General features: G+C 69.9%; 15 protein-coding genes and 1 CRISPR repeat array. Of the genes, 10 read left to right on the top strand and 5 right to left on the bottom strand.

What is annotated here, in order from left to right; genetic code table 11:
* Positions 1–425: 425 nt before the first annotated feature.
* The 7 genes from casA to cas2e all read left to right on the top strand — a co-directional run bounded on the left by casA (position 426) and on the right by cas2e (position 6659).
* Positions 426–2006, top strand: coding sequence for a type I-E CRISPR-associated protein Cse1/CasA (gene casA, locus ACK8GG_RS14500; protein ID WP_440356547.1), 1581 nt, complete (start codon positions 426–428; stop codon positions 2004–2006).
* A 31-nt stretch (positions 2007–2037) separates the two neighbouring features.
* Positions 2038–2583: a type I-E CRISPR-associated protein Cse2/CasB gene (casB, locus tag ACK8GG_RS14495; RefSeq protein WP_440356546.1), complete on the top strand. Its 546-nt coding sequence runs from the start codon at positions 2038–2040 to the stop codon at positions 2581–2583.
* Between the two features lie 75 nt (positions 2584–2658).
* A complete protein-coding gene (gene cas7e / locus ACK8GG_RS14490; RefSeq protein WP_440356545.1) occupies positions 2659–3846 on the top strand; it encodes a type I-E CRISPR-associated protein Cas7/Cse4/CasC in 1188 nt (395 codons plus the stop codon).
* Positions 3846–4649, top strand: a complete 804-nt coding sequence (gene cas5e, locus ACK8GG_RS14485; RefSeq protein ID WP_440356544.1) for a type I-E CRISPR-associated protein Cas5/CasD — start codon at positions 3846–3848, stop codon at positions 4647–4649. Before cas7e ends, cas5e begins: the two co-directional genes overlap by 1 nt.
* 3 nt (positions 4650–4652) lie before the next feature.
* Positions 4653–5390 (top strand): type I-E CRISPR-associated protein Cas6/Cse3/CasE, encoded by a 738-nt coding sequence (gene cas6e, locus ACK8GG_RS14480; RefSeq protein WP_440356543.1) that lies wholly within the window; start codon positions 4653–4655, stop codon positions 5388–5390.
* 1 nt (position 5391) lies between these two features.
* A complete protein-coding gene (gene cas1e, locus ACK8GG_RS14475; protein ID WP_440356542.1) occupies positions 5392–6384 on the top strand; it encodes a type I-E CRISPR-associated endonuclease Cas1e in 993 nt (330 codons plus the stop codon).
* On the top strand, positions 6381–6659 hold the full coding sequence (gene cas2e, locus ACK8GG_RS14470; protein ID WP_440356541.1) for a type I-E CRISPR-associated endoribonuclease Cas2e: 279 nt from the start codon (positions 6381–6383) through the stop codon (positions 6657–6659). Before cas1e ends, cas2e begins: the two co-directional genes overlap by 4 nt.
* Before the next feature lie 18 nt (positions 6660–6677).
* Positions 6678–7255: a CRISPR direct-repeat array (repeat unit 28 nt; unit sequence CTCGTCCCCGCACGCGCGGGGGTCATCC).
* A gap of 145 nt (positions 7256–7400) precedes the next feature.
* Here cas2e and glgB read toward each other — a convergent pair.
* Together glgB and ACK8GG_RS14460 are read right to left on the bottom strand one after the other, a co-directional pair.
* Positions 7401–9509, bottom strand: a complete 2109-nt coding sequence (gene glgB, locus ACK8GG_RS14465; RefSeq protein ID WP_440356540.1) for a 1,4-alpha-glucan branching protein GlgB — start codon at positions 9507–9509, stop codon at positions 7401–7403.
* Positions 9497–11686 carry an alpha-1,4-glucan--maltose-1-phosphate maltosyltransferase gene (locus tag ACK8GG_RS14460; RefSeq protein ID WP_440356539.1) on the bottom strand — a complete coding sequence of 730 codons (2190 nt, stop codon included), beginning with the start codon at positions 11684–11686 and terminating at the stop codon, positions 9497–9499. Before ACK8GG_RS14460 ends, glgB begins: the two co-directional genes overlap by 13 nt.
* A 114-nt stretch (positions 11687–11800) precedes the next feature.
* Between ACK8GG_RS14460 and ACK8GG_RS14455 the strand changes: the two genes are divergently transcribed.
* The gene (locus ACK8GG_RS14455; protein ID WP_440353728.1) at positions 11801–12034 is read left to right on the top strand and encodes a hypothetical protein; all 234 of its coding nucleotides are present in this window, start codon (positions 11801–11803) and stop codon (positions 12032–12034) included.
* A 22-nt stretch (positions 12035–12056) separates the two neighbouring features.
* On the opposite strand, the gene glgA is transcribed toward ACK8GG_RS14455, so the two are convergent.
* Positions 12057–13292 (bottom strand): glycogen synthase, encoded by a 1236-nt coding sequence (gene glgA, locus ACK8GG_RS14450; RefSeq protein ID WP_440356538.1) that lies wholly within the window; start codon positions 13290–13292, stop codon positions 12057–12059.
* 60 nt (positions 13293–13352) lie between these two features.
* Between glgA and glgC the strand changes: the two genes are divergently transcribed.
* A complete protein-coding gene (glgC, locus tag ACK8GG_RS14445; protein WP_440350817.1) occupies positions 13353–14585 on the top strand; it encodes a glucose-1-phosphate adenylyltransferase in 1233 nt (410 codons plus the stop codon).
* Positions 14586–14658: 73 nt separating this feature from the next.
* Entirely contained in the window at positions 14659–16305 is a 1647-nt protein-coding gene (gene pgm, locus ACK8GG_RS14440) for a phosphoglucomutase (alpha-D-glucose-1,6-bisphosphate-dependent) (protein WP_440356537.1), read from the top strand.
* A gap of 64 nt (positions 16306–16369) precedes the next feature.
* Here the strand turns inward: pgm and ACK8GG_RS14435 are convergent, their stop codons facing one another.
* Complete coding sequence (locus tag ACK8GG_RS14435) at positions 16370–19480, bottom strand: M14 family metallopeptidase (RefSeq protein WP_440356536.1); 3111 nt, start codon at positions 19478–19480, stop codon at positions 16370–16372.
* Positions 19401–20291, bottom strand: coding sequence for a cytochrome c oxidase assembly protein (locus tag ACK8GG_RS14430; RefSeq protein ID WP_440356535.1), 891 nt, complete (start codon positions 20289–20291; stop codon positions 19401–19403). The genes ACK8GG_RS14435 and ACK8GG_RS14430 overlap by 80 nt, the downstream gene beginning before the upstream one ends.
* Positions 20292–20297: the final 6 nt, after the last annotated feature.

The raw sequence follows: 20297 nt of genomic DNA, 5'->3' as shown, positions 1-20297 counted from the left end.
ACGCATGCAGATGCATGGGGGCCTTAAAGGGTGGGTGCTCGGTGCGATGGTGTCCCTCAACGGGATGCGGGGAGGGTTCATCTCTATCGAGCTTTTAGTGCGTGAAACCACTCTTGATTATCGGACCCTTCAGTGCGTCCTCCGGGAGTTGTCGGAGCTTGATGACGAGCTCTTCAGATCGGTTCATGATCCTTCTACAAAGGACATTCTGTGCGTCACGCACGTCAGCGAGGCAGCCCTTAGGAAGGTGCCTCAGCCACTGCCAGAGCAGCGCACAGGCGGGTCTTCGCATCCAGGAGCCCAGCATCGTGGTTTCGTCGGTCGGCTAGTGCGTTCCGTTGGCGGAGCGGTCATCGCACGATTCATTGCCGACTGGGTTCTTGACACCTATCACCGCTAGTCGCTGAATGCTTGAGGAGCATCCCGTGGGCGAATACTCGTTCAGTCTCGTGGACGAACCGTGGATTCCGGTCGTCGAGCGCGGTATGCCGCGGCTCCGTTCCCTGATGGAGGCGCTGCTTCAAGCGCACGAGATCGACGCGCTCAGCGTGGCGAATCCGCTGGAAACCGTTGCGATGCTCCGTCAGGTGTTGCTGCCCGCGTACCTTGACGCGTGCGGCCTCCCCACCAGCGAGGTGGAGTGGCAGGCCCGCTGGGATGGGGGCACTCTGCCAGCGGTAGAGATCAAGAAGTACCTCGGTGAGCACCGGCAGGTTTTTGATCTTTTCGGCGCTCGCCCGTTCGGTCAGGTGGTCGGTTTGCGCACCGCGAAGGACGAAACCAAGCCGGTGTCGCTGCTGATTGCGACGACAGCCACCGGCAACAACGTCCCGCTGTTCGCTGCGCGCACCGAAGCCGACCCGCCGTCTCTGACTCCTGCAGAGGCCACCCGGGCAATGCTGGCGACCCAGTGCTGGGACACGGCGGCGATCAAGTCCGGTGCGGCCGACGACGAGAAGGTGTCCGGAGGCAAGACCACCGGAAACCCGACCGGGCCCTGCGGGGCCCTCGGGGTCATCATCCCGCTGGGACGGAACCTGGCCGAGACGATTCTGCTCAACACTCCCATCGTGCGGCAGTCGGACCCCGAGGACCTGCCTCAGTGGCGAAGCGGTGTCGCGCCTACCGGCGCCTGGCGGCCGGACGACCCGAAAGGTCTCCTGCATCTCCTCACCTGGCAGTCCCGCCGGGTGCGGCTCGTCCCGGAGCGCATCGGCGGCGAGATCGTGGTGCGCCGGGTAGTGCTGACGGCAGGCGACCGAATCCGGTCGCTGCCTCAAGACGTAGAACCACACACGGCCTGGCGGCAAGTGGATAAGCCCCGAGCAGGTCAGCCCTCTGTCACACCGGTGAGGCACGTTATCGGGCGCGACAGTTGGCGTGGGCTCGAACCGATGCTGGCAACCGTTCCCCAGGCGAGTACGAAGGTCTCCAGCAGTCTGCTCCTCAGTCAGCTCCACAGACTTCAGATGAGCGGCCACCTCGGCGAGGACCTGCCACTGCAGGTTATGACCGTCGGGGTGGCGTACGGGAATCAGTCCGCCGTCGTCGAAGACGTCATCGCCGACCTGCTCCCGTTGCCGATGGCGGCGCTGCACCCCGACAGCGACGTGCGCCAGGTCATCGAGACCGTGATGACGCAAGCCGAAGGACTCCGCCGGGCCGGCAACAACTTCGGCGACGACCTCAGACGGGCCGGCGGCGGTCACCCCCTGCCCTGGGACAAGGGGTTTCGGCTGGGCGACGCCCTCATGCACGACTTCAACCGGGTCGTGCGGCGACTGCTCACCGGAATGCAGCGGCAACCAGAGCTTTGGGAGCGGGCTGAGGAAGCGTGGCAGGAAAGCGCTCTCGCCCTCGCCCACGCCGCCGCAGAGCGCGCGTTGAGTGCCATCCCGCCCACTGCTTTCCTCGGGCGTACCGACAAGGCCGGCAAGCGCACGACCTCTGCGAGCGTGGCACACGCGTGGTACCGGGCGGCCGTTCGGAAGACGCTCGGCATCTGAGCATGACCGGATCAAATGTGGAGAGGCGCGCATGACAGTCCAGGATGAAGTCCGTCCCAGGTATCGAAAGTGCTTCTGGGAAAAGGACTACAGCAAGGAAATGCCCCAGGGGCGGGACCTCGCCGCGCTGCGTCGAGGTCTCGGACGCGAAGCCGGCGATGTCCCGGAAATGTGGCCGTACTACACACGTCTGCACCCAGAGGGACGACTCACTCGGGAACTCCACGCAGAACACGCCGCGCTGGTCCTGTTCGCGCTGCACCAGCAGTCGCAGTCGATCCTGATGCACGGCGCGGACATCGGTCTCGGCACCGCGATGGCCAGGCTGCGTATCAGCGGCAAGGTGACGGCAGAAGCGGTCGACCGGCGCTTCGCTGCAGCCGCGACCGCCACGAGCTTCGCCGAAGTCACCCTGCACCTGCGCGGTCTGGTCACCCAGCTCCGTGGCATTCGGCAGCCCTTGGACTACACCCGGCTGATGCGTGACCTGCGTGACTGGCAGGACAACGACCGTATTGCCACGGTGCGCCGCCGTTGGGGAAGCCAGTACTTCACCCTTTCCGCCGATCAGAAGTAGTCCGCCACACCCGGCCGGCGGCTGATCGGCGCTCTCGCCGAGACCTGAATATCGACGCTCTTCCGAGGAGAATCTGTGAATATCCCCCGTACCTACATCGACGTGCACATCCTGCAGACCGTTCCGCCGTCGAACCTGAACCGCGACGACGCGGGAAGCCCCAAGCAGGCGGTGTACGGCGGTGCCCGTCGCGCCCGGGTGTCGTCGCAGGCGTGGAAGCGGGCCACCCGACTGGCTTTCCGGCAGCAGGCCGGCATGACCGCAGCTCAGCTCGGTACCCGCACCAAGCGGGTCTCTGGTCTCCTCGCCGGGCGGATCGCCGAACGCACCGGCCTCGATGGTGAAGCCGCGACCCGCCTGGGCAACGCCCTCCTCGCTCATGAACTCAACATCAAAGCCGGCAAGAAGGCAGAGGAGAGCGCGTACCTGCTGTTCTTCGGAATCAGCCAGCTCGACGCCATCGTCGATCTGGTCTCCGACCGGGCCGCAGAGCTCGCGGCACTGGCCGACGACGCGCTCGCCAAGGCGGTCTCGGATCTGCCGGTGCGTCAGCAACTGACCAGCGGGCACCCCATCGACGTGGCGCTCTTCGGCCGGATGGTCGCCGACATTCCGTCACTCAACGTCGATGCCGCCACCCAGGTCGCACACGCAATCTCGGTGCATCCCGCCGAGATCGAGTTCGACTACTACACCGCGGTCGACGACGAGAAGACCATGGAGGAGGACGCCGGCGCCGCGATGATCGGCACCGTCGAGTTCACCTCGGCGACGCTCTACCGATACGCCACCCTCGGAGTGCACCAGCTCGCGGCCAACCTCGGCAACGACCTCGACGCCACCATCGAGGCGGCCCGCGCTTTCCTCCGGGCGTTCGTCGTGTCGATGCCCACCGGACACCAGAACACCTTCGCGCACCACACCCTGCCGAACCTGGTCAGCTTCGTTGTCCGTGAGGACCAGCCCATCAACCTCGTGTCCGCCTACGAGAAGCCGGTGCGCAGCAAGGACGGCATCCTCGGCCAGGCCGCCCTGCGCCTGGCGGCCGAACTCCAGAACGGAAGCAACGCCTGGGGCTTCACGCCACGCACGGTGACCAGCGTGTACGACCCCGTAGTCGCCACCAATGCCGGCTACGACAGCGACGAAACGAAGAACGCCGCGCTGCTCGCCGAGGCTTTCGGTAGCCCACGTCGACTCGACGAAAGCATCGACCTCACCGTCGCCGCTATCCGTGACAGGCTCCAGGAGCGCGATGCGTGATGAGCGCATCGAACTTCAGTCTGGTGTTGCGTCTGGCAGGGCCGCTGCAATCGTGGGGCGGCCGTGGCCAGTTCAACCGCCGAGACACCATGGACGAGCCCACCAAGAGCGGAGTGCTCGGGCTGCTCAGCGCCGCGCAGGGCCGACGCCGTCAGGACCCGATCGAGGACCTCGTCGGCCTCAGCCTCGGGGTGCGTACCGACCAGCCGGGGACCCTGCTGCGGGACTATCACACCGTCAGCGACCTGACCGGCCGTCCGCTGCTGTCCGCCTCCGTCAATGCCAAGGGCGTGCAGAAGTTCACTTCGCCGGCGAAGTGGACCCACGTCACCCAGCGCTACTACCTCCAGGACGCGGTCTTCGTGGCGGCGGTGGCAGGCCCGGTCGAGCTGCTCTCGGCGCTGGCCGCCGCGCTTCGTCAGCCTGCCTTCCCGTTGGCGTTGGGTCGACGATCGTGCCCGCCGTCGCAGCCGTTGCTGCTTTTCACCGCGACAGGGGAGGGGACAGCCGATCTCTGGCCGGGGGATCCTGCGCAGGTCCTGTCAGCTGTGCCCTGGCAGGCAGGCGAGAACCACCGCGAGGTGCTTGAGCGTCGGCACGGCAACTTGGCGACGGTTGAACTGCCCATCACCGTCGACGACAACCTCGGCCCAGACGTCCGCACCGACGTGCCGCGCACCTTCGACCCGCTCCGGCGGGGGTTCGAGATGCGGCGAGTCCGCCAGGACTGGGTGCGGGTGGCGACAGGCGGAGAAGGCGCAGGAGCCCAGGAACATGACCCCTTTGCATTGCTCGGGTGGTAGCTGATGTCGTACTTGTCCAGGATCCATCTCAACCCCATGCGCGCACGGACCCAGCAGATGCTGCGCAACCCGCACATCCTGCACGCCGCGGTTCTATACGGGATCAGCAGGCAGCCAGTACAGGAGCGGGTGTTGTGGCGGCTGGAAACCCCGCAACAACATCGTCTCTCCGTGCTGGTACTGACGGAGTCCGCTCCCTCGTGGGAGCACCTCGTCGAGCAGGCCGGTTGGCCCGGCGCCCAAGAGCCGCAGTTCATGGTGCGGCCCTACGAACCTGTCCTGAACCAGCTTCAGCGTGGCAGGATGTTCGCCTTCCGGTTGAAGGCCAATCCCACCATCGCCACCAAGAAACCAAAGGCGCCCTCCAAGGAACAGGCCCAACGCCTGGCCGGTGACCGGCCAAGGGGAGTGCGCGTCGCCCACCGGTCGCTGCCCGACCAGATCACCTGGGTCACCGAACGCTTGCAACGGCTTGGCTGCACAATCCCCACCGACCGCGTGGACGGCGACGACGTGCCGGCGGTGCGGGCGAGCGACCGTCATCGGTTGCGGTTCCACAAGGACGGACGCCGAACCGACGTCCCACCGGTTGTGCTGGAGAGCGTCGTCTTCGACGGACTGCTGCGCATCGACGATCCCGATGAGGCGAGAAAGGCGCTCCTGTACGGGGTGGGCCCCAGCAAGGCGTACGGGTTCGGAATGCTGACCTTGGCGCCACCCCGATCTGCTCAGACGGTGTGACGTGTGGTGGCTGGCGGACCCACAGGACCTGCACCGGATCAGTGATCGGATATCGAGCGTCTACGTCGAACGCTGTCACGTCGACCGGGCTGACAATGCAGTCGTCCTGGTCAACAAGGAGCGCACGGTCAGAGTCCCGGCGGCGATGGTCGCCACGCTTCTGCTCGGGCCGGGCACCCGCATCACTACCGCAGCCGTACGGCTCCTCGCGGATTCCGGCACCGCGCTGTGCTGGGTCGGCGAGAAGGGAGTGCGGCTCTACGCGGCGGGCGCAGGCCCCAGCAGAGGGTCGCAACTCCTCATCCGTCAGGCGTATCTTGTCAGCCGCACCAAGGAGCGGCTCGGCGTGGCCCGACGCATGTACGCCATGCGGTTTCCTGGTGAGGACATCGCGTCACTCAACATGCAGCAGCTTCGAGGCAGGGAAGGCGCGCGCGTAAAGAAGATCTACCAGGCGCACTCTCGCCGTACGGGTGTGCCCTGGGACGGTCGGCTCTACAAGCCCGGCCAGCCCTTCGAAGCCGGAGACGACGTGAACCGGCTGCTGTCGGCAGGACACAGTTGCCTATACGGCATCTGCCACGCCGCAATCGTCGGCTTGGGCGCCAGCCCTGGCCTCGGGTTCGTGCACACCGGAGGCGCAACATCCTTCGTGCTCGACATCGCCGACCTGTACAAGGCCGAGTACACGATTCCGTTGGCGTTCGACCTTGCGGCGATGGGACTCACCAGCGAACGTGATGCGCGTACGGCATTCCGAGACCGCGTCGCAGACGGCAAGCTGATGTCCCGGATCGTGCGGGACATCAAGGCTCTCCTGCTTGACGGCGCGACCGAAACCTCGGATCAGGACGCCAACGAGCTGTGGGACGACGAGGCCGGATCGGTGCCGGGCGGAATCAACTGGGCAAACGACTACGTCGATGCCTTTGATGAGACGTCCTTCGTCGGCGTGAGCGGCCCGGAACTGCGAGAGCCGCAGGTGGACTGGTGACAGTCATCGTGCTGATAGCGGTAGCGGAAGGTCTCCGGGGGCACCTCACTCGCTGGATGATCGAGATTGCTCCCGGTGTGTTCGTGGGTAACCCGAGCACCCGCGTACGCGACCGTCTGTGGGCAGTGCTGGCGACGCGCTGTGGTGACGGGCAGGTAGTCATGATCGAACCCGCGAGGAACGAACAAGGCTGGGCAGTACGGACTGCCGGCCGGGATCGTTGGCTGCCGGTCGATCTCGACGGACTGATGCTGATGGCCCGCCCTCGCTCGTAAAGCCCCAGGTCAACAAGCCTCGTCCCCGCACGCGCGGGGGTCATCCCCTGCCTGCGGTGGCTGTGGTCATCACCGGGTGGCTCGTCCCCGCACGCGCGGGGGTCATCCTAGCGTCGAGAGGAACCATCGATGGGTGTGTTACTCGTCCCCGCACGCGCGGGGGTCATCCCGCGGGCGTGACGATGTTCTTCCACCACCACGTCTCGTCCCCGCACGCGCGGGGGTCATCCCGACCAGTACAACCGCTACGCCGCCCGGTACCGCTCGTCCCCGCACGCGCGGGGGTCATCCGACCAGGTGCAGCGCGCCGGGTACCGGGTGCGGCTCGTCCCCGCGCGCGCGGGGGTCATCCTTCCTTGCTGGCGGTGAACGCGTCGCCGATGAGCTCGTCCCCGCGCGCGCGGGGGTCATCCCCGGTACGGCGGCCGGGAGAACCTGGAGGCGCTCTCGTCCCCGCACGCGCGGGAGTCATCCGGCCCCGAAGGGTACCGGCAAGCGGACGATCCCCTCGTCCCCGCACGCGCGGAGGTCATCCGGCGGTGCTGTTCACGCACCGGGTCGGCGGCAGCTCGTCCCCGCACGCGCGGGGTCTTCCCACGTGCCGTTGGAAGGCGGTAGCCGACCATCCCATCCCCGCACCCGCGGGGTTTTCCGGGGCCGAGCACGACGCTGATCGACCCGCTGGACCCGTCCCTGCCCACGCGCGGTTCTTTGCGACCGCACCACACCGTCTGCCGGTGGCTACTCCTGGCGCAGCCAGAGCACGCCGAGCGGCGGGATCCGCAGCGCCGCCGAGGCGGGCAGCCCGTGCCACGGCACGTCCTCGGCGTGCACCGCGCCCAGGTTGCCCACCCCCGACCCGCCGTAGTGCGCGGAGTCGGTATTGAGCACCTCCCGCCAGGTCCCCCCGGCCGGTAGCCCGATCCGGTAACCCTCCTGTGGGGTAGCGGAGAAGGCCGCCACACAGACCAGGGTGTTGCCATCCGCCGCGATCCGAACGAAAACCGACACGTTGTTGTCGGCGTCATCGGCGACGATCCAGCGAAAGCCGGCCGGGTCGGTGTCCTGCGTCCAGAGCGCAGGAGTCTGGCCGTAGACCGCGTTCAAGTCGGCGACAAGGCGCTGCACGCCGGCCCGCGCCGGGTCGTCCAGTAGCCCCCAGTCCAGGCCGCGCTGCTCGCTCCACTCCCGGTCGTCGGCGAGCTCGCAGCCCATGAAGAGCAGCTTCTTGCCGGGATGCGCCCACATGTACGCAAGCAGCGCCCGTACGGTCGCCAGCCGCTGCCAGGTGTCGCCGGGCATCTTGCCCGCCAGTGAGCCCTTGCCGTGCACCACCTCGTCGTGGCTGATCGGCAGCAGGTAGGTCTCGCTCCACGCGTACACCAGGGAGAAGGTGAGCTGATGGTGGTGGTGGCGGCGGTAGATCGGGTCCTTGGAGGTGTAGAGCAGGGTGTCGTGCATCCAGCCCATGTTCCATTTGAAGCCGAAGCCCAGCCCGCCGTCGGAGGTCGGCCGGGTCACCCCCGGCCAGGCCGTCGACTCCTCGGCGATCATCAGCGCGCCCGGGTGGTGCTTGTAGACGGTGGCGTTGACCTCCTGGAGGAACGCGAGCGCCTCCAGGTTTTCCCGCCCGCCGTGGACGTTGGGGCTCCACTGGCCGTCGGCTCGGGAGTAGTCGAGGTAGAGCATCGAGGCGACCGCGTCCACCCGCAGCCCGTCGACGTGGAACTCCGCCAGCCAGTAGAGGGCGTTGGCGACCAGGAAGTTGCGCACCTCCGGGCGGCCGAAGTCGAAGACGTACGTCCCCCAGTCGGGGTGCTCGCCGCGCTGCGGGTCGGGGTGTTCGTACAGGGGTGTGCCGTCGAAGCGGGCCAGCGCCCACTCGTCGCGCGGGAAGTGCGCCGGCACCCAGTCCAGGATCACCCCGACGCCGGCGGCGTGCAGCCGGTCCACCAGGTGCCGGAAGTCGTCCGGGCTGCCGAAGCGTGCCGTCGGCGCGTAGTAGCCGGTGACCTGGTAACCCCAGGAGCCGCCGTACGGGTGCTCCATCACCGGCAGGAGCTCCACGTGTGTGAAACCCAGCTCGACCACGTACGCCGTCAGCTGCTCGGCCAGTTCCCGGTAGCCCAGCCCGGGCCGCCACGAGCCGAGGTGCACCTCGTAGACGCTCATCGGCTCCTGGTGCGGCTGCCGCGCCGCGCGCCGGTCGAGCCAGTGCGCGTCCGACCAGGAGTAGGTGTCGGACGCCGCGACCACCGAGGCCGTCGCCGGCGGGATCTCGGTGCGCGCCGCCATCGGGTCGGCCTTCTCCCGCCACTGCCCGTCCGGGGCGAGGATCCGGAACTTGTAACGGTCGCCGGCCGCCGCGTCCGGCACGACCAGTTCCCAGACGCCGCTGCCGCCCAGCGAGCGCATCGGCCAGCCCTCGTGCGGCCCCCAGCCGGTGAAGTCGCCGACCACCCGTACGCCGCGGGCGTTGGGGGCCCAGAGCGTGAAGCGCACCCCGCCGCCGGGGCGCGGCCGGGCGCCGAGCGCCTCCCAGAGCCGCTCGTGCCGCCCTTCGGCGATCAGGTGCAGGTCCAGCTCGCCGAGCTCCGGCGGATACCGGTACGGGTCGTCGTGCAGCGTCCCGTCGACCTCGACGCGGTAGTCGGTGACCGTCGCGGGCACGGTGACCTCGAAGATCCCCTCAGAATCCCGGCGGCGCATCGGATGGCGTACCCCGTCGACCACGGCGCTGACCTGGGACGCGCCCCGGCGCAGCGTGCGCAGGACGGTGCCGTCGCCATCGGGATGGGCGCCGAGCAGCGCGTGCGGATCGGCGACCGCGCCGGTGATCAGCTGCTCCATCGCCGCTCCTTCCGGGCCGGGCGGGCGTCGCCGGGGCCGTCGGCAGTCTCCCGGGCAGCCGTCGCCGCCGGGTTGCCGCCAGGTTCCACTGCGGTGTCGGCTCCCGGGCCGACAGGCGACACCACGGCTTCCGTGCTCGGATCCGCCACCTGCGCCGTCGTCGCGTCCGCCACCTGCGCGGTCGTCGCGTCCGTGGCGGCCGGGGCCTGGCCGGCGGGGTGGAGCGTGAAGATGTGCGCCGGCCAGAGGTACGGGTCGAGGCGTACGGCGTTGCGCTGCCCCCAGTCGTAGCGGACCCCGGTCAGCTCGTCGCAGGCGGTGAAGTGCTCGTGCCAGTCCAGGCCCAGCGCCGGCATGTCGAGGGTGGTGTTGCCCCACTGCACCGTTCGCGGGTCGGTGGTGCAGACCACCAGGACCGTGTTGCCGGTGCCCGGGTCGCGTTTGGACCAGCAGAGCAGCGCCGGGTTGTCGATCTCGTGGAAGACGAGGTTGCGCAGCCGGTGCAGGGCGGGGTTGGCGCGCCGGATCGCGTTGAGCCGGGCCAGGAACGGCGCCAGCGAACGGCCCTGCGCCTCGGCTGCGGCCCAGTCGCGGGGCCGCAGCTCGAACTTCTCGTTGTCGAGGTACTCCCCGGCGCCGGGGCGGGCCACATGCTCGAAGAGCTCATAGCCGGCGTAGATGCCCCAGGAGGGGGAGAGCAGCGCCGCCAGCACCGCCCGGATCCGGAACATCGCCGGGCCGCCTTCCTGCAGGGCCGGCGGCAGGATGTCGGGGGTGTTGGGCCAGAAGTTGGGGCGCATGTAGTCGGCGGCGGCGACGAGTTCGGTGCAGTACTCGCGCAGTTCGGCGGGACTGTTGCGCCAGGTGAAGTAGGTGTAGGACTGACTGAAGCCGATCTTTGCCAGGCCGTGCATGACCGCCGGGCGGGTGAACGCCTCGGCGAGGAAGAGCACGTCCGGGTCGGTCCGCTTGACCTCCCAGATCAGCCAGTGCCAGAAGTCCAGCGGCTTGGTGTGCGGGTTGTCGACCCGGAAGATCTGCACTCCCTCGTCGACCCAGTGCCGCACCACCCGCAGAATCTCGGCCCGCAACCCGTCCGGGTCGTTGTCGAAGTTCAGCGGGTAGATGTCCTCGTAGCGCTTCGGCGGGTTCTCCGCGTACGCGATGCTGCCGTCGGCCCGGGTGGTGAACCACTCCGGGTGGGCGCTGACCCACGGATGGTCGGGGGCGCACTGCAGCGCCAGGTCCATCGCCACCTCCAGCCCGTTGGCGTGGGCGGCGGCGAGGAAGGCGCGGAAGTCCGCGGGCGTGCCCAGGTCGGGGTGGATCGCGTCGTGGCCGCCCTCGGCGGTGCCGATGGCCCAGGGGGAGCCGACGTCGTCGGGCCCGGCGAGCAGGCTGTTGTTGCGGCCCTTGCGGTTGACCCGGCCGATCGGGTGGATCGGCGGCAGGTAGAGCACGTCGAAACCCATCGCCGCCACCTGCGGCAGCCGCTGCGCGGCGGTGGCGAAGGTGCCGGAGACGGCCGGATGCTCCTCGGTCGCCGGCACCGCACCCTCGGAGCGGGGGAAGAGCTCGTACCAGGCGGAGAAGAGGGCCCGCGGCCGGTCAACCCAGATGGGGTAGGTGTCGCTGACTGTCACCAGCCGGCGCAGCGGATGTGCCCAGAGCAGCTCCGCCAGCTCCAGGGCCGGGCCGACCCGCGCGGCGAGCGCCAGCTCCGGCTCGGTCAGCGCCGCCGCGGCGGCGGCGAGCCGCGACCGCTGCGCCGCCGGCACGACCGCGCTCGCCTCGGCCAGCAGCTGCGCACCCTCGGCGAGGTCGTTGGCGAGTTCCCCGACGCCCTGCCCGGCGGCGAGCTTCTTGGCCACCGCCCCGCGCCAGGTCAGGTACGGGTCGTCGAACGCCTCGACGGCGAAGCTCCAGTCGCCGACAGCGTCGGGTGTGATGGTGGCGTGCCACTGGTCAAGACCCGGGGCGCCGGGGCGCATCCGTACCCGGGGGCGGGGCTCGGGGTCTGCCGGGCCCTGCCAGCGCACGGCGCAGCCCAGCGCGTGGTGCCCCTCCCGGTAGGCCACGGCCGTCACCGGGAGCAGCTCCCCGACGACCGCCTTCGCGGGATAGCGGCCGGCAGCGACCGCGGGGGTGACCGCTTCGATCGAGAATCGCCCCGTCACCCTGACCAACCTAGCGGCTTTGATGAATATCCGCCGGGATCGATCACTGCGGGCCGCTGCCGTCGAAACCGATCTCGACCGTCCGCCCGCTGGCCAAACCTGTGACTGACGCTGTTGAATCAGGTGGTGCGACCATGGTTCGACCTACCTGTGTGGATGTTCTGGTGCGCCCTCGTGCTCTCCACCGGCCTGCCGGTGATCGCGTTGCTGATGGAGGGCAAATACAGCTTCGCGGCTCTCGCCATCGCGGGAAACCTCTATGCAGCCGGCCTGGGCCGCAGGATTCTGTGGGAGCGCCTGGGCCGCCCGCCGGCCCCGGACGGCCCGGGCGGCGAGACGGACAACTGACTCGACGCGCGCCTTCCGGGCATCAGCTCCGCTGCTCCTTCAGCAGGGAGCGGTACACGTCCACCGTGCGGTCGGCGATGGCCGTCCAGGAGAAGTGGTCGACGGCCCGGCGGCGCCCGGCACGCCCCAGCCGCGCGGTGCGTTCCGGGTCGGCGAGCAGGGCGTTGATCGCCGCCGCCAGGTCGGTCACGAAGCGGTCCGGGTCCAGCGGCGTGCCGGAGCCGTCGGTCGCCTGCGCGATCGGCACCAGCAGCCCCGTCGCACCGTCGTCGACGACCTCGGGGATGCCGCCGGTGGCGGTGGCCACGACCGCTGTCTCGCAGGCCATCGCCTCCAGGTTGACGATCCCCATCGGCTCGTAGACCGACGGGCAGACGAAGACGGTGGCGTGGCTGAGCACCTGGATCACCTCGTGCTTGGGGAGCATCTCGGCGACCCAGACCACCCCGGAACGGGTCGCCCGCAGCTCGTCGACGAGCCCGCGCACCTCGGCGGCGATCTCCGGGGTGTCCGGCGCGCCGGCCAGGAGCACCAGCTGCGTGCGCGCGGGCAGGGACCGCGCCGCCCGGAGCAGGTACGGCAGCCCCTTCTGCCGGGTGATCCGTCCGACGTAGACGACGCTGGGGCGGTCGGGGTCGACGCCGAGCCGGGTCAGCACCTCGGTGCCGTGGTCCGGGGCGTACTGGGCGGTGTCGATGCCGTTGTGCACGACCTGGACCCGGGCCGGGTTCACCGCCGGGTACGCCGTCAGCACGTCGCGGCGCATCCCGGCGCTGACGGCGATCACCGCGTCGGCGGCCTCGATCGCGCTCCGTTCGCACCAGGAGGAGAGGGTGTACCCGCCGCCGAGCTGTTCGGCTTTCCACGGCCGCAGCGGCTCCAGGCTGTGCACGGTCACCACGTGCGGCACCCCGTGCAGCAGCTTGGCGGTGTGGCCGGCGAGGTTGGCGTACCAGGTGTGGCTGTGCACCAGGTCCGTGCCGGCGCAGCCGGCGGCCATCGCCAGGTCCACGCCCATTGTCTGCAGGGCCGGGTTCGCCCCGGCCAGCGCCGCCGGCTGCGGGTAGGCCGTCACCGCCGGCTCGTCGCGCGGCGCGCCGAAGCAGTGCACCCGTACGTCCGCCCGGCGTCGCAGCTCGCGGGCCAGGTACTCCACGTGGACGCCGGCGCCGCCGTACACCTCGGGTGGGTATTCGCGGGTGAGCAGGTCGACGCGAATCGGGCCGGATCCGGGGGTGAGGCGCACCTTTCGCACCATAGTGCAGATCATCGATCGCCACGAGTGGTGGTCTCGTTACAGGTTGGTTAGCGTCGATACATGTCTGCCAAGGTGCTCGCAATTGTCCTGGCCGGCGGCGAGGGGAAGCGGCTGATGCCGTTGACCACTGACCGCGCCAAGCCGGCAGTGCCGTTCGGCGGCATGTACCGGATGATCGATTTCGTCCTCTCCAATCTGGCGAACGCCGGATATCTGAAAATCGTGGTGCTGACGCAGTACAAGTCGCACTCCCTGGACCGGCACATCACCAAGACCTGGCGGATGTCCAATCTGCTCGGCAACTACGTCACGCCGGTGCCGGCACAGCAGCGTCGCGGCCCGTGGTGGTTCGCCGGCTCCGCCGACGCCATCTACCAGAGTTTCAACCTGATCCACGACGAGCAGCCGGACTATGTGATCGTCTTCGGCGCGGACCACATCTACCGGATGGATCCGCGGCAGATGCTGGCCGAGCACATCGCCTCCGGCGCGGGTGTCACAGTGGCCGGCATCCGCCAGCCGCTGCACCTGGCGGACCAGTTCGGGGTGATCGAGGTGGGCGCCGACAGCCGCCAGATCCGCGCCTTCCGGGAGAAGCCCACCGACGCGGTCGGCCTGCCGGGCTCACCGGCGGAGGTCTACGCCTCGATGGGTAACTACGTCTTCAGCACCAAACTGCTCTGCGAGGCGGTCGAGACCGACGCCGCCGACAAGATCAGCAAGCATGACATGGGTGGCAGCATCATCCCGATGCTGGTGGGGCGGGGCGAGGCGAACGTCTACGACTTCAGCGACAACGAGGTGCCCGGCAGCACCGACCGGGACCGTGGCTACTGGCGCGACGTCGGCACCCTCGACTCCTTCTACGACGCCCACATGGACCTGATCTCGGTGCATCCGGTCTTCAACCTCTACAACTTCGCCTGGCCCATCTACACCGACCAGCCCCCGTGGCCGCCGGCGAAGTTCGTCCACGGCCGGCAGGAGCGCGTCGGGCGGGCTGTCGGCTCGCTGGTCTCGCCCGGCTCGGTGATCTCCGGGGCGCTGGTGGAGAACTCGGTTGTCTCCCCGAAGGTGCGGGTGCACTCCTGGGCGCACGTCGACGGCTCGGTGCTGATGGAGGGGGTGGAGATCGGCCGGCACGCAGTGGTGCGCAACGCGATCCTCGACAAGTTCGTCGTGGTGCCCGAAGGGGCCGAGATCGGTGTCGACGCCGAGCGCGACCGGCAGCGCTACACCGTCTCCGACAACGGCGTGGTGGTCATCGGCAAGGGAACCCGGGTCGAGCCGTGACGCGCCGACGGGCATAACCGGCCCTGAGAAGGGAAAATGAGCCATTGCCGCAAGATCCACCCAGGAGGTACGCGTGTCGGTCCATCCCCGTGCCGGTCAGAGCGCCCAGCCCGCCGACCTCGTCGACGTGCCGGCATTGATCACCGCCTACTACACCGGGCGCCCCGACCCGACCGACCGCGCGCAGCAGGTCTCCTTCGGCACCTCCGGCCATCGCGGCTCCAGCCTGAACAACGCCTTCAACGCCGAGCACATCCTCGCCGTCACCCAGGCGCTCTGCGACTACCGGCGGGCGCACGGTGTCGACGGCCCGCTCTTTCTCGGCCGCGACACCCACGCCCTCTCCGCCCCGGCGACCGCCACCGCGCTGGAGGTGCTGGCCGCCAACGACGTGACCGTGCTGATCGACAGCCGCGACGGCTACACCCCCACCCCGGCCGTCTCGCACGCCATCCTCAACCACAACCGGGGCCGTGAGCGCGGCCTCGCCGACGGCATCGTGATCACGCCGTCGCACAATCCCCCCGCCGACGGCGGCTTCAAGTACAACCCCGCCAACGGCGGCCCGGCCGGCAGCGACGTGACCGGATGGATCCAGGACCGCGCCAACGCCCTGCTCGCCGAGGGCTGCCGCGACGTGCGGCGCGTCCCGTACGCCCGGGCGCTGGCGGCCGCCACCACCGGCCGGTACGACTTCCTCGGCACGTACGTCGACGACCTGCCCGCCGTGCTCGACCTGGCGGCGATCCGCGACGCCGGGGTGCGCATCGGCGCCGACCCGCTCGGCGGGGCGAGCGTCGCCTACTGGGGTGAGATCGCCGACCGGCACGGGCTGGACCTGACCGTGGTCAACCCGCAGGTCGACCCGACCTGGCGCTTCATGACCCTCGACGGCGACGGCAAGATCCGGATGGACTGCTCCTCGCCGAACGCGATGGCCGCGCTGGTCGCCGCCCGCGCCGACTACCAGCTCTCCACCGGCAACGACGCCGACGCCGACCGGCACGGCATCGTCACCCCCGACGGCGGGCTGATGAACCCCAACCACTACCTGGCGGTGGCGATCTCCTACCTCTACCGGCACCGCCCCGGCTGGCGTCCGGACACCGCAATCGGCAAGACCCTGGTCTCCTCGGCGATGATCGACCTGGTCGCCGCCGACCTGGGCCGGCGTCTCATCGAGGTGCCGGTGGGCTTCAAATGGTTCGTCCCCGGCCTGCTCGACGGCAGCGTCGGCTTCGGCGGCGAGGAGAGCGCCGGCGCGTCGTTCCTGCGTACCGACGGCAGCACCTGGACCACCGACAAGGACGGCATCCTGCTCTGCCTGCTCGCCGCCGAGATCATCGCCCGGACGGGCCGGACGCCGAGCGAGCACTACGCCGACCTCACCGCCCGCTTCGGGGCCCCCGCGTACGCCCGCACCGACGCGCCCGCCGGCCGGGAACAGAAGGCCGTCCTGGCGAAGCTCTCGCCCGAGCAGGTAACCGCCACCGAACTGGCGGGGGAGCCGATCACGGCGACCCTGACCCGGGCGCCGGGCAACGACGCGCCGATCGGCGGCCTCAAGGTGCTCACCGCCAGCGGCTGGTTCGCCGCCCGCCCCTCCGGCACCGAGGACGTCTACAAGATCTACGCCGAGTCGATGCAGGGGCCCGAACACCTGGCCCGCATCCAGGCCGAGGCCCAGGAGCTGGTCACCGCCGCGCTCGACGCCGCCTGACCCGCGCACCCGGCGCGTCAACGCCGGGGTGGCCACCGACGGCGGCCACCCCGGCGATCGACTGTCAGCGCCGGCCGCGGCCGCCGAGCAGGTGCCGCAGCGACCGGGCGACCAGCTCGTCACGGGCGGTCGGGGCCAGCCCTTCCAGGCCGAAACCCAGATAGACGGTGTCGGCGGTGACCACCACCGCCCCCTCCTCGAACGCCTGTCGGCTGCGCGACCAGTTCTGCTCCGACGGCATCGAACCGGCCGGCGGGCCGGCCACCGTCCAGCCGCCCAGATCCTCGGTCTCGAAGGAGGTCTCGGCGACCGTCACGCCGTCGGCGATCACCCGCGCGTCGTCGAGGAAGACCCCGAGCCCCTGGGTGCCCCAGTCCGAGACGTACGAGATGGAGACCTCGACCTGCTTGCCGGCGTACGCCGACAGGTCGACCGACCACTCCTGCCAGCCGTTGGAGCTGCCGGTGGCGGCGTGCCACGCGCCGGTGCTGCCGGTGGGCGAGCAGTCGGCGCCGACGTAGTGCCGCAGGAACGGATGCACGGTCTCGGCCCAGCCCGACTGGCAGCTGTCGCCGGTGGCGGTGCTGGTCTTGCCGTTGGCGTCCGGCAGCGTCGTCCACTGGTCGCTGCCCACCTCGTGCGCCTCCACGATCATGAAGTCCCAGTCGGCCTCGATGTCGTAGGAGCTGAAGAAGCGCAGCTCACCGCTGGTGGCGCCGGTCAGGTCGACGGTACGGGTCAGCCGCTTGTACGCCTCGTCGGACTGTCCGCTGTAGAGGTACCACTCGCCGGTGCGTGGGTCGAACGGCGCGCCGCCCGGCCGGGCCCAGCCCACCGGAGCGGAGCTGGCGAAGAGCGGGAACTCGTCGGGCGGCAGGAAACTCGACGTCGTCAGGAACGACGCCGTGTGGTCCTGGTTGCCGGCCGAACCGGGGGCGTTGAGCGGCGCGCCGAAACCGGCGAACGCCCCGTCGTCGCCCCGCACCGCGTACGGGGTGCCGTCGCTCGCGGTGCCGCCGTCACTGACGTACGTGTGGGCACCGAGGTAGTACTGCTGGAAGTCGTTGAGCAGCGGCAGGCAGGCCGGGTCCCCGGCGTCGGTGCACTCCGGCGGTGCGTCCGGCCGGTACGCGTACCCGCCGTTCGCGCCCTGGGCGTAGAGGGCGTACTTGCCGCTGACCAGCAGCTTGCCCCCCTCATTGAGGTAGTCGCGCACCGCCAGTTCGATCTCCTGCGCGGCCCGGGCCGCCGTGCCGGGCACCTGACCCGGCGCCCGCAGGATCACGTCGTCGCCGGTCTCCCAGACGACCGCCCGGTAGTGGGAGAGTACGCCGAGCGGGTGCGGCGCCGTGCGGCCCATCGCGTCGAAGTCGTAGACGTCGCTGGAGCGACCCGCCTTGCGCAGCGACGCGGCGACCTCGTCGGCGTACTTCGCCGTGCTGCCCTCCTGCGCGGGGCTCACGCCCGTGACGTCCTCGGCGGCCAGCACCAGCACGTCCCCGCCGATGTCGTCGTGCACCCGGTAACGGAACGACTCGCTGGTCACCGGCCCGGACTTCGGTTTGACCCCGGTGAACCAGACCTGCACCCGGTCACCGGCCCGCGCGCCGGTGACGCCGGCCCGCATCTCGGCGAAGTAGCGGTCGTTGGTGTCGCCGTACCGCTCGCCGCCACGCCACTCGCGGACGGCGACGGACCGGGTCCGGCCGTTGTTGATCCGGTAGTTCATCCGCACGTTCTTCAGGGCGCGGCGGGTGATCACGGCGACCTGCTGGTCGCGGCCGTAGGAGACGTCGAAGGCGTCGACGACGAAGTCCGGGGTGTGCCGGCCCACCACCGACACCGGCTCGTCCGGGTCGGCGGCGGAGCGGGCGACGGCGAGCGCGAAGGGCAGGTTCTTGGCCACCTCGGCGGCGACGAGGCGCTCGTCGTCGGGGAAGATGAAGCCGCTGACGCAGTCCTGCGGGTGCCATTCGTCGTCCGGGTCGGAGGCGGCGGCCGCCTCGCAGGTCGACATCTCCGGGGTGAAGCCGAGCGTGCCGTAGCGGACCACCGCGTGGCTGTCGGTGTCGCCGTTGGTGGTGTACAGCTCCGCCGAGATGTCCGGGTCATAGCCGGGGATCGCCGGGTTCGCGTCGTCGCCGGCCATCGCCTCGTAGATCACGTCGTCGGGAGTGGGCGTGGAGACCTGCCAGCCGACGCCGTAGAGGAGCAGTTCGGCGGCGGAGTGGTAGTTGACGAAGAACTCGAAGCCGACCCGGCGGAAGAGCCGGTCCAGCGCCTGCGTCTCCGGCTCGGAGTTCGGCCCCGGCCCCCGGTAGGTCTCGTTCGCCGGATCCGGTGATGAACCCTCGTTGTCGTAGCCCCAGCGGTAGTCGAAGTTGCGGTTCAGGTCCACGCCGTCGCCGCCGCCGACCTGCCCGTCGCCGTTGTTGTCGCGCAGGTTCTTGCGCCACAGCCGGTTGCCGGGGGTGAAGGTGTGGTCGTAGCCGTCCGGGTTGGCCACCGGCACGAACCAGAGTTCGGTGGTGTCAAGCAGCCGGGTGATCTGCCGGTCGCGGCCGTAGTTGTCGAGCACGTGGTGCATCAGCCGGCGGTTCATCTCCGGTGTGATCCACTCGCGGGCGTGCTGGGCGCCGGCGTAGAGCACCGCCGGGCGTTTGCCGTCGGGCAGCGACCGGGCGTCGCGGGTCAGTTTGATGGCCAGGATCGGCTTGCCCTGCCGGCTCTGCCCGATGGTCTGCACCTTCGTCAGCTTCGGGAAGCGGGCCGCGGTTGCCTCCAGCTCGTCCCGGATGCCGCCCGGCTCGCTGTACGAGCGGAAAACCGTGTATCCGTCAGCGGACTGCCGGCGCAGCTCGCCGGAGGCGGGCCGGCCCTGCACGGTTTTCACGGTCAGCTCGACACCGTCGGCGGCGAGCCGCTGTGCCTGCCGGCCGGTCAGCACCACCTCGACCCGGGTGCCCTGCGCGGTGGCGTCCCGCCTGCTGTGTCCAAGGTCCACCCCGGCCTGCCGCAGCCGCTCCAGCCCGACACCGTCCAGGGTGGCGGTGTAGACCTCCAGCTGGTCGGCGCCGCCCGGCGCCGGACCCGGGTCAGCCGTCGCCGGCGGCGGTACCGCCAACGCGCCGACCAGAGTGAGAACGCAGACCAGTGTCAGCCGTTTCGTGCGCATCGCGCCCCCTCGAACGAATCCACCGTCGAGGAAAACCCTGCGCCCTGTAGTCACGCATGTCAATTGGCTGATCGGTGTCGGCGCTGGTGGTGACGCGGGGGCGGGCCGGGCGCCACGTCGTCAGCATCGCCAGGGCCAGCAGGATCTCGGCGAGATCCCCGCCGTAGTACATCACCGTCGCCCCGGCCCGCAGCTGCTCCGGCGGGGCCGGCACGTCGACGAGCAGTCCGGCGTACATCAGCTGGGAGCAGGTGGCGTGGGCGACGATTGAGACGCCGAGCACCACCAGCCGGAACGGCACCCCGGGACGGTGCGGACCCGGGTCCGGCCCGGTGATCGACCAGGTGAAGAGGTAGCCGGCGGCCAGGAAGTGCAGGTGCACCAGGTCGTGGGCCAGCGGATACGCCTCGGTCGCCCGGTACAGCGGCGTCAGGTAGAGCACCCAGAGCCCGCCGGCGGTCAGCAGCAGCCCGGTGACCGGGTGCGACAGCACGCGGGCGGGCCGGCTGCGCAGCAGCCGCACCACCCGTCGTCCGGTGTGCACGTCGACGGTCCGCAGCACCAGGGTCAGCGGCGCGCCCAGCACCAGCCCCAGCGGGGCGAGCATGCCGATCAGCAGGTGCTGGCGCATGTGCGCCGGGAATCCGACAGCCGGGTCGGCCAGCGCGTACGCCAGCAGCAGCGCCCCGACCGTAAAGGCGACCGTGCGCCCGTGCTGCCAGCCGGGACCGGTACGGCGTGCCCGGCCGGCAGCGACGAGGTAGACCAGCAGGGCCAGCAGCGCGGCGAGCGCGCCCGGCGTGGGCTCCACTGTGGG

The sequence above is a fragment of the Melissospora conviva genome (assembly GCF_049523535.1).
GTDB lineage: Bacteria > Actinomycetota > Actinomycetes > Mycobacteriales > Micromonosporaceae > Melissospora > Melissospora conviva.
This window is presented reverse-complemented; position numbering and strand designations above follow the sequence as displayed.

Bases quoted from the DNA above. Each gene is read 5' to 3' on its own strand.
- casB (WP_440356546.1), top strand. From the start codon at position 2,038: ATGACAGTCCAGGATGAAGTCCGTCCCAGGTATCGAAAGTGCTTCTGG.
- cas5e (WP_440356544.1), top strand. From the start codon at position 3,846: ATGAGCGCATCGAACTTCAGTCTGGTGTTGCGTCTGGCAGGGCCGCTG.
- cas6e (WP_440356543.1), top strand. From the start codon at position 4,653: ATGTCGTACTTGTCCAGGATCCATCTCAACCCCATGCGCGCACGGACC.
- glgB (WP_440356540.1), bottom strand. From the start codon at position 9,509: ATGGAGCAGCTGATCACCGGCGCGGTCGCCGATCCGCACGCGCTGCTC.
- glgA (WP_440356538.1), bottom strand. From the start codon at position 13,292: ATGGTGCGAAAGGTGCGCCTCACCCCCGGATCCGGCCCGATTCGCGTC.
- glgC (WP_440350817.1), top strand. From the start codon at position 13,353: ATGTCTGCCAAGGTGCTCGCAATTGTCCTGGCCGGCGGCGAGGGGAAG.
- ACK8GG_RS14435 (WP_440356536.1), bottom strand. From the start codon at position 19,480: ATGCGCACGAAACGGCTGACACTGGTCTGCGTTCTCACTCTGGTCGGC.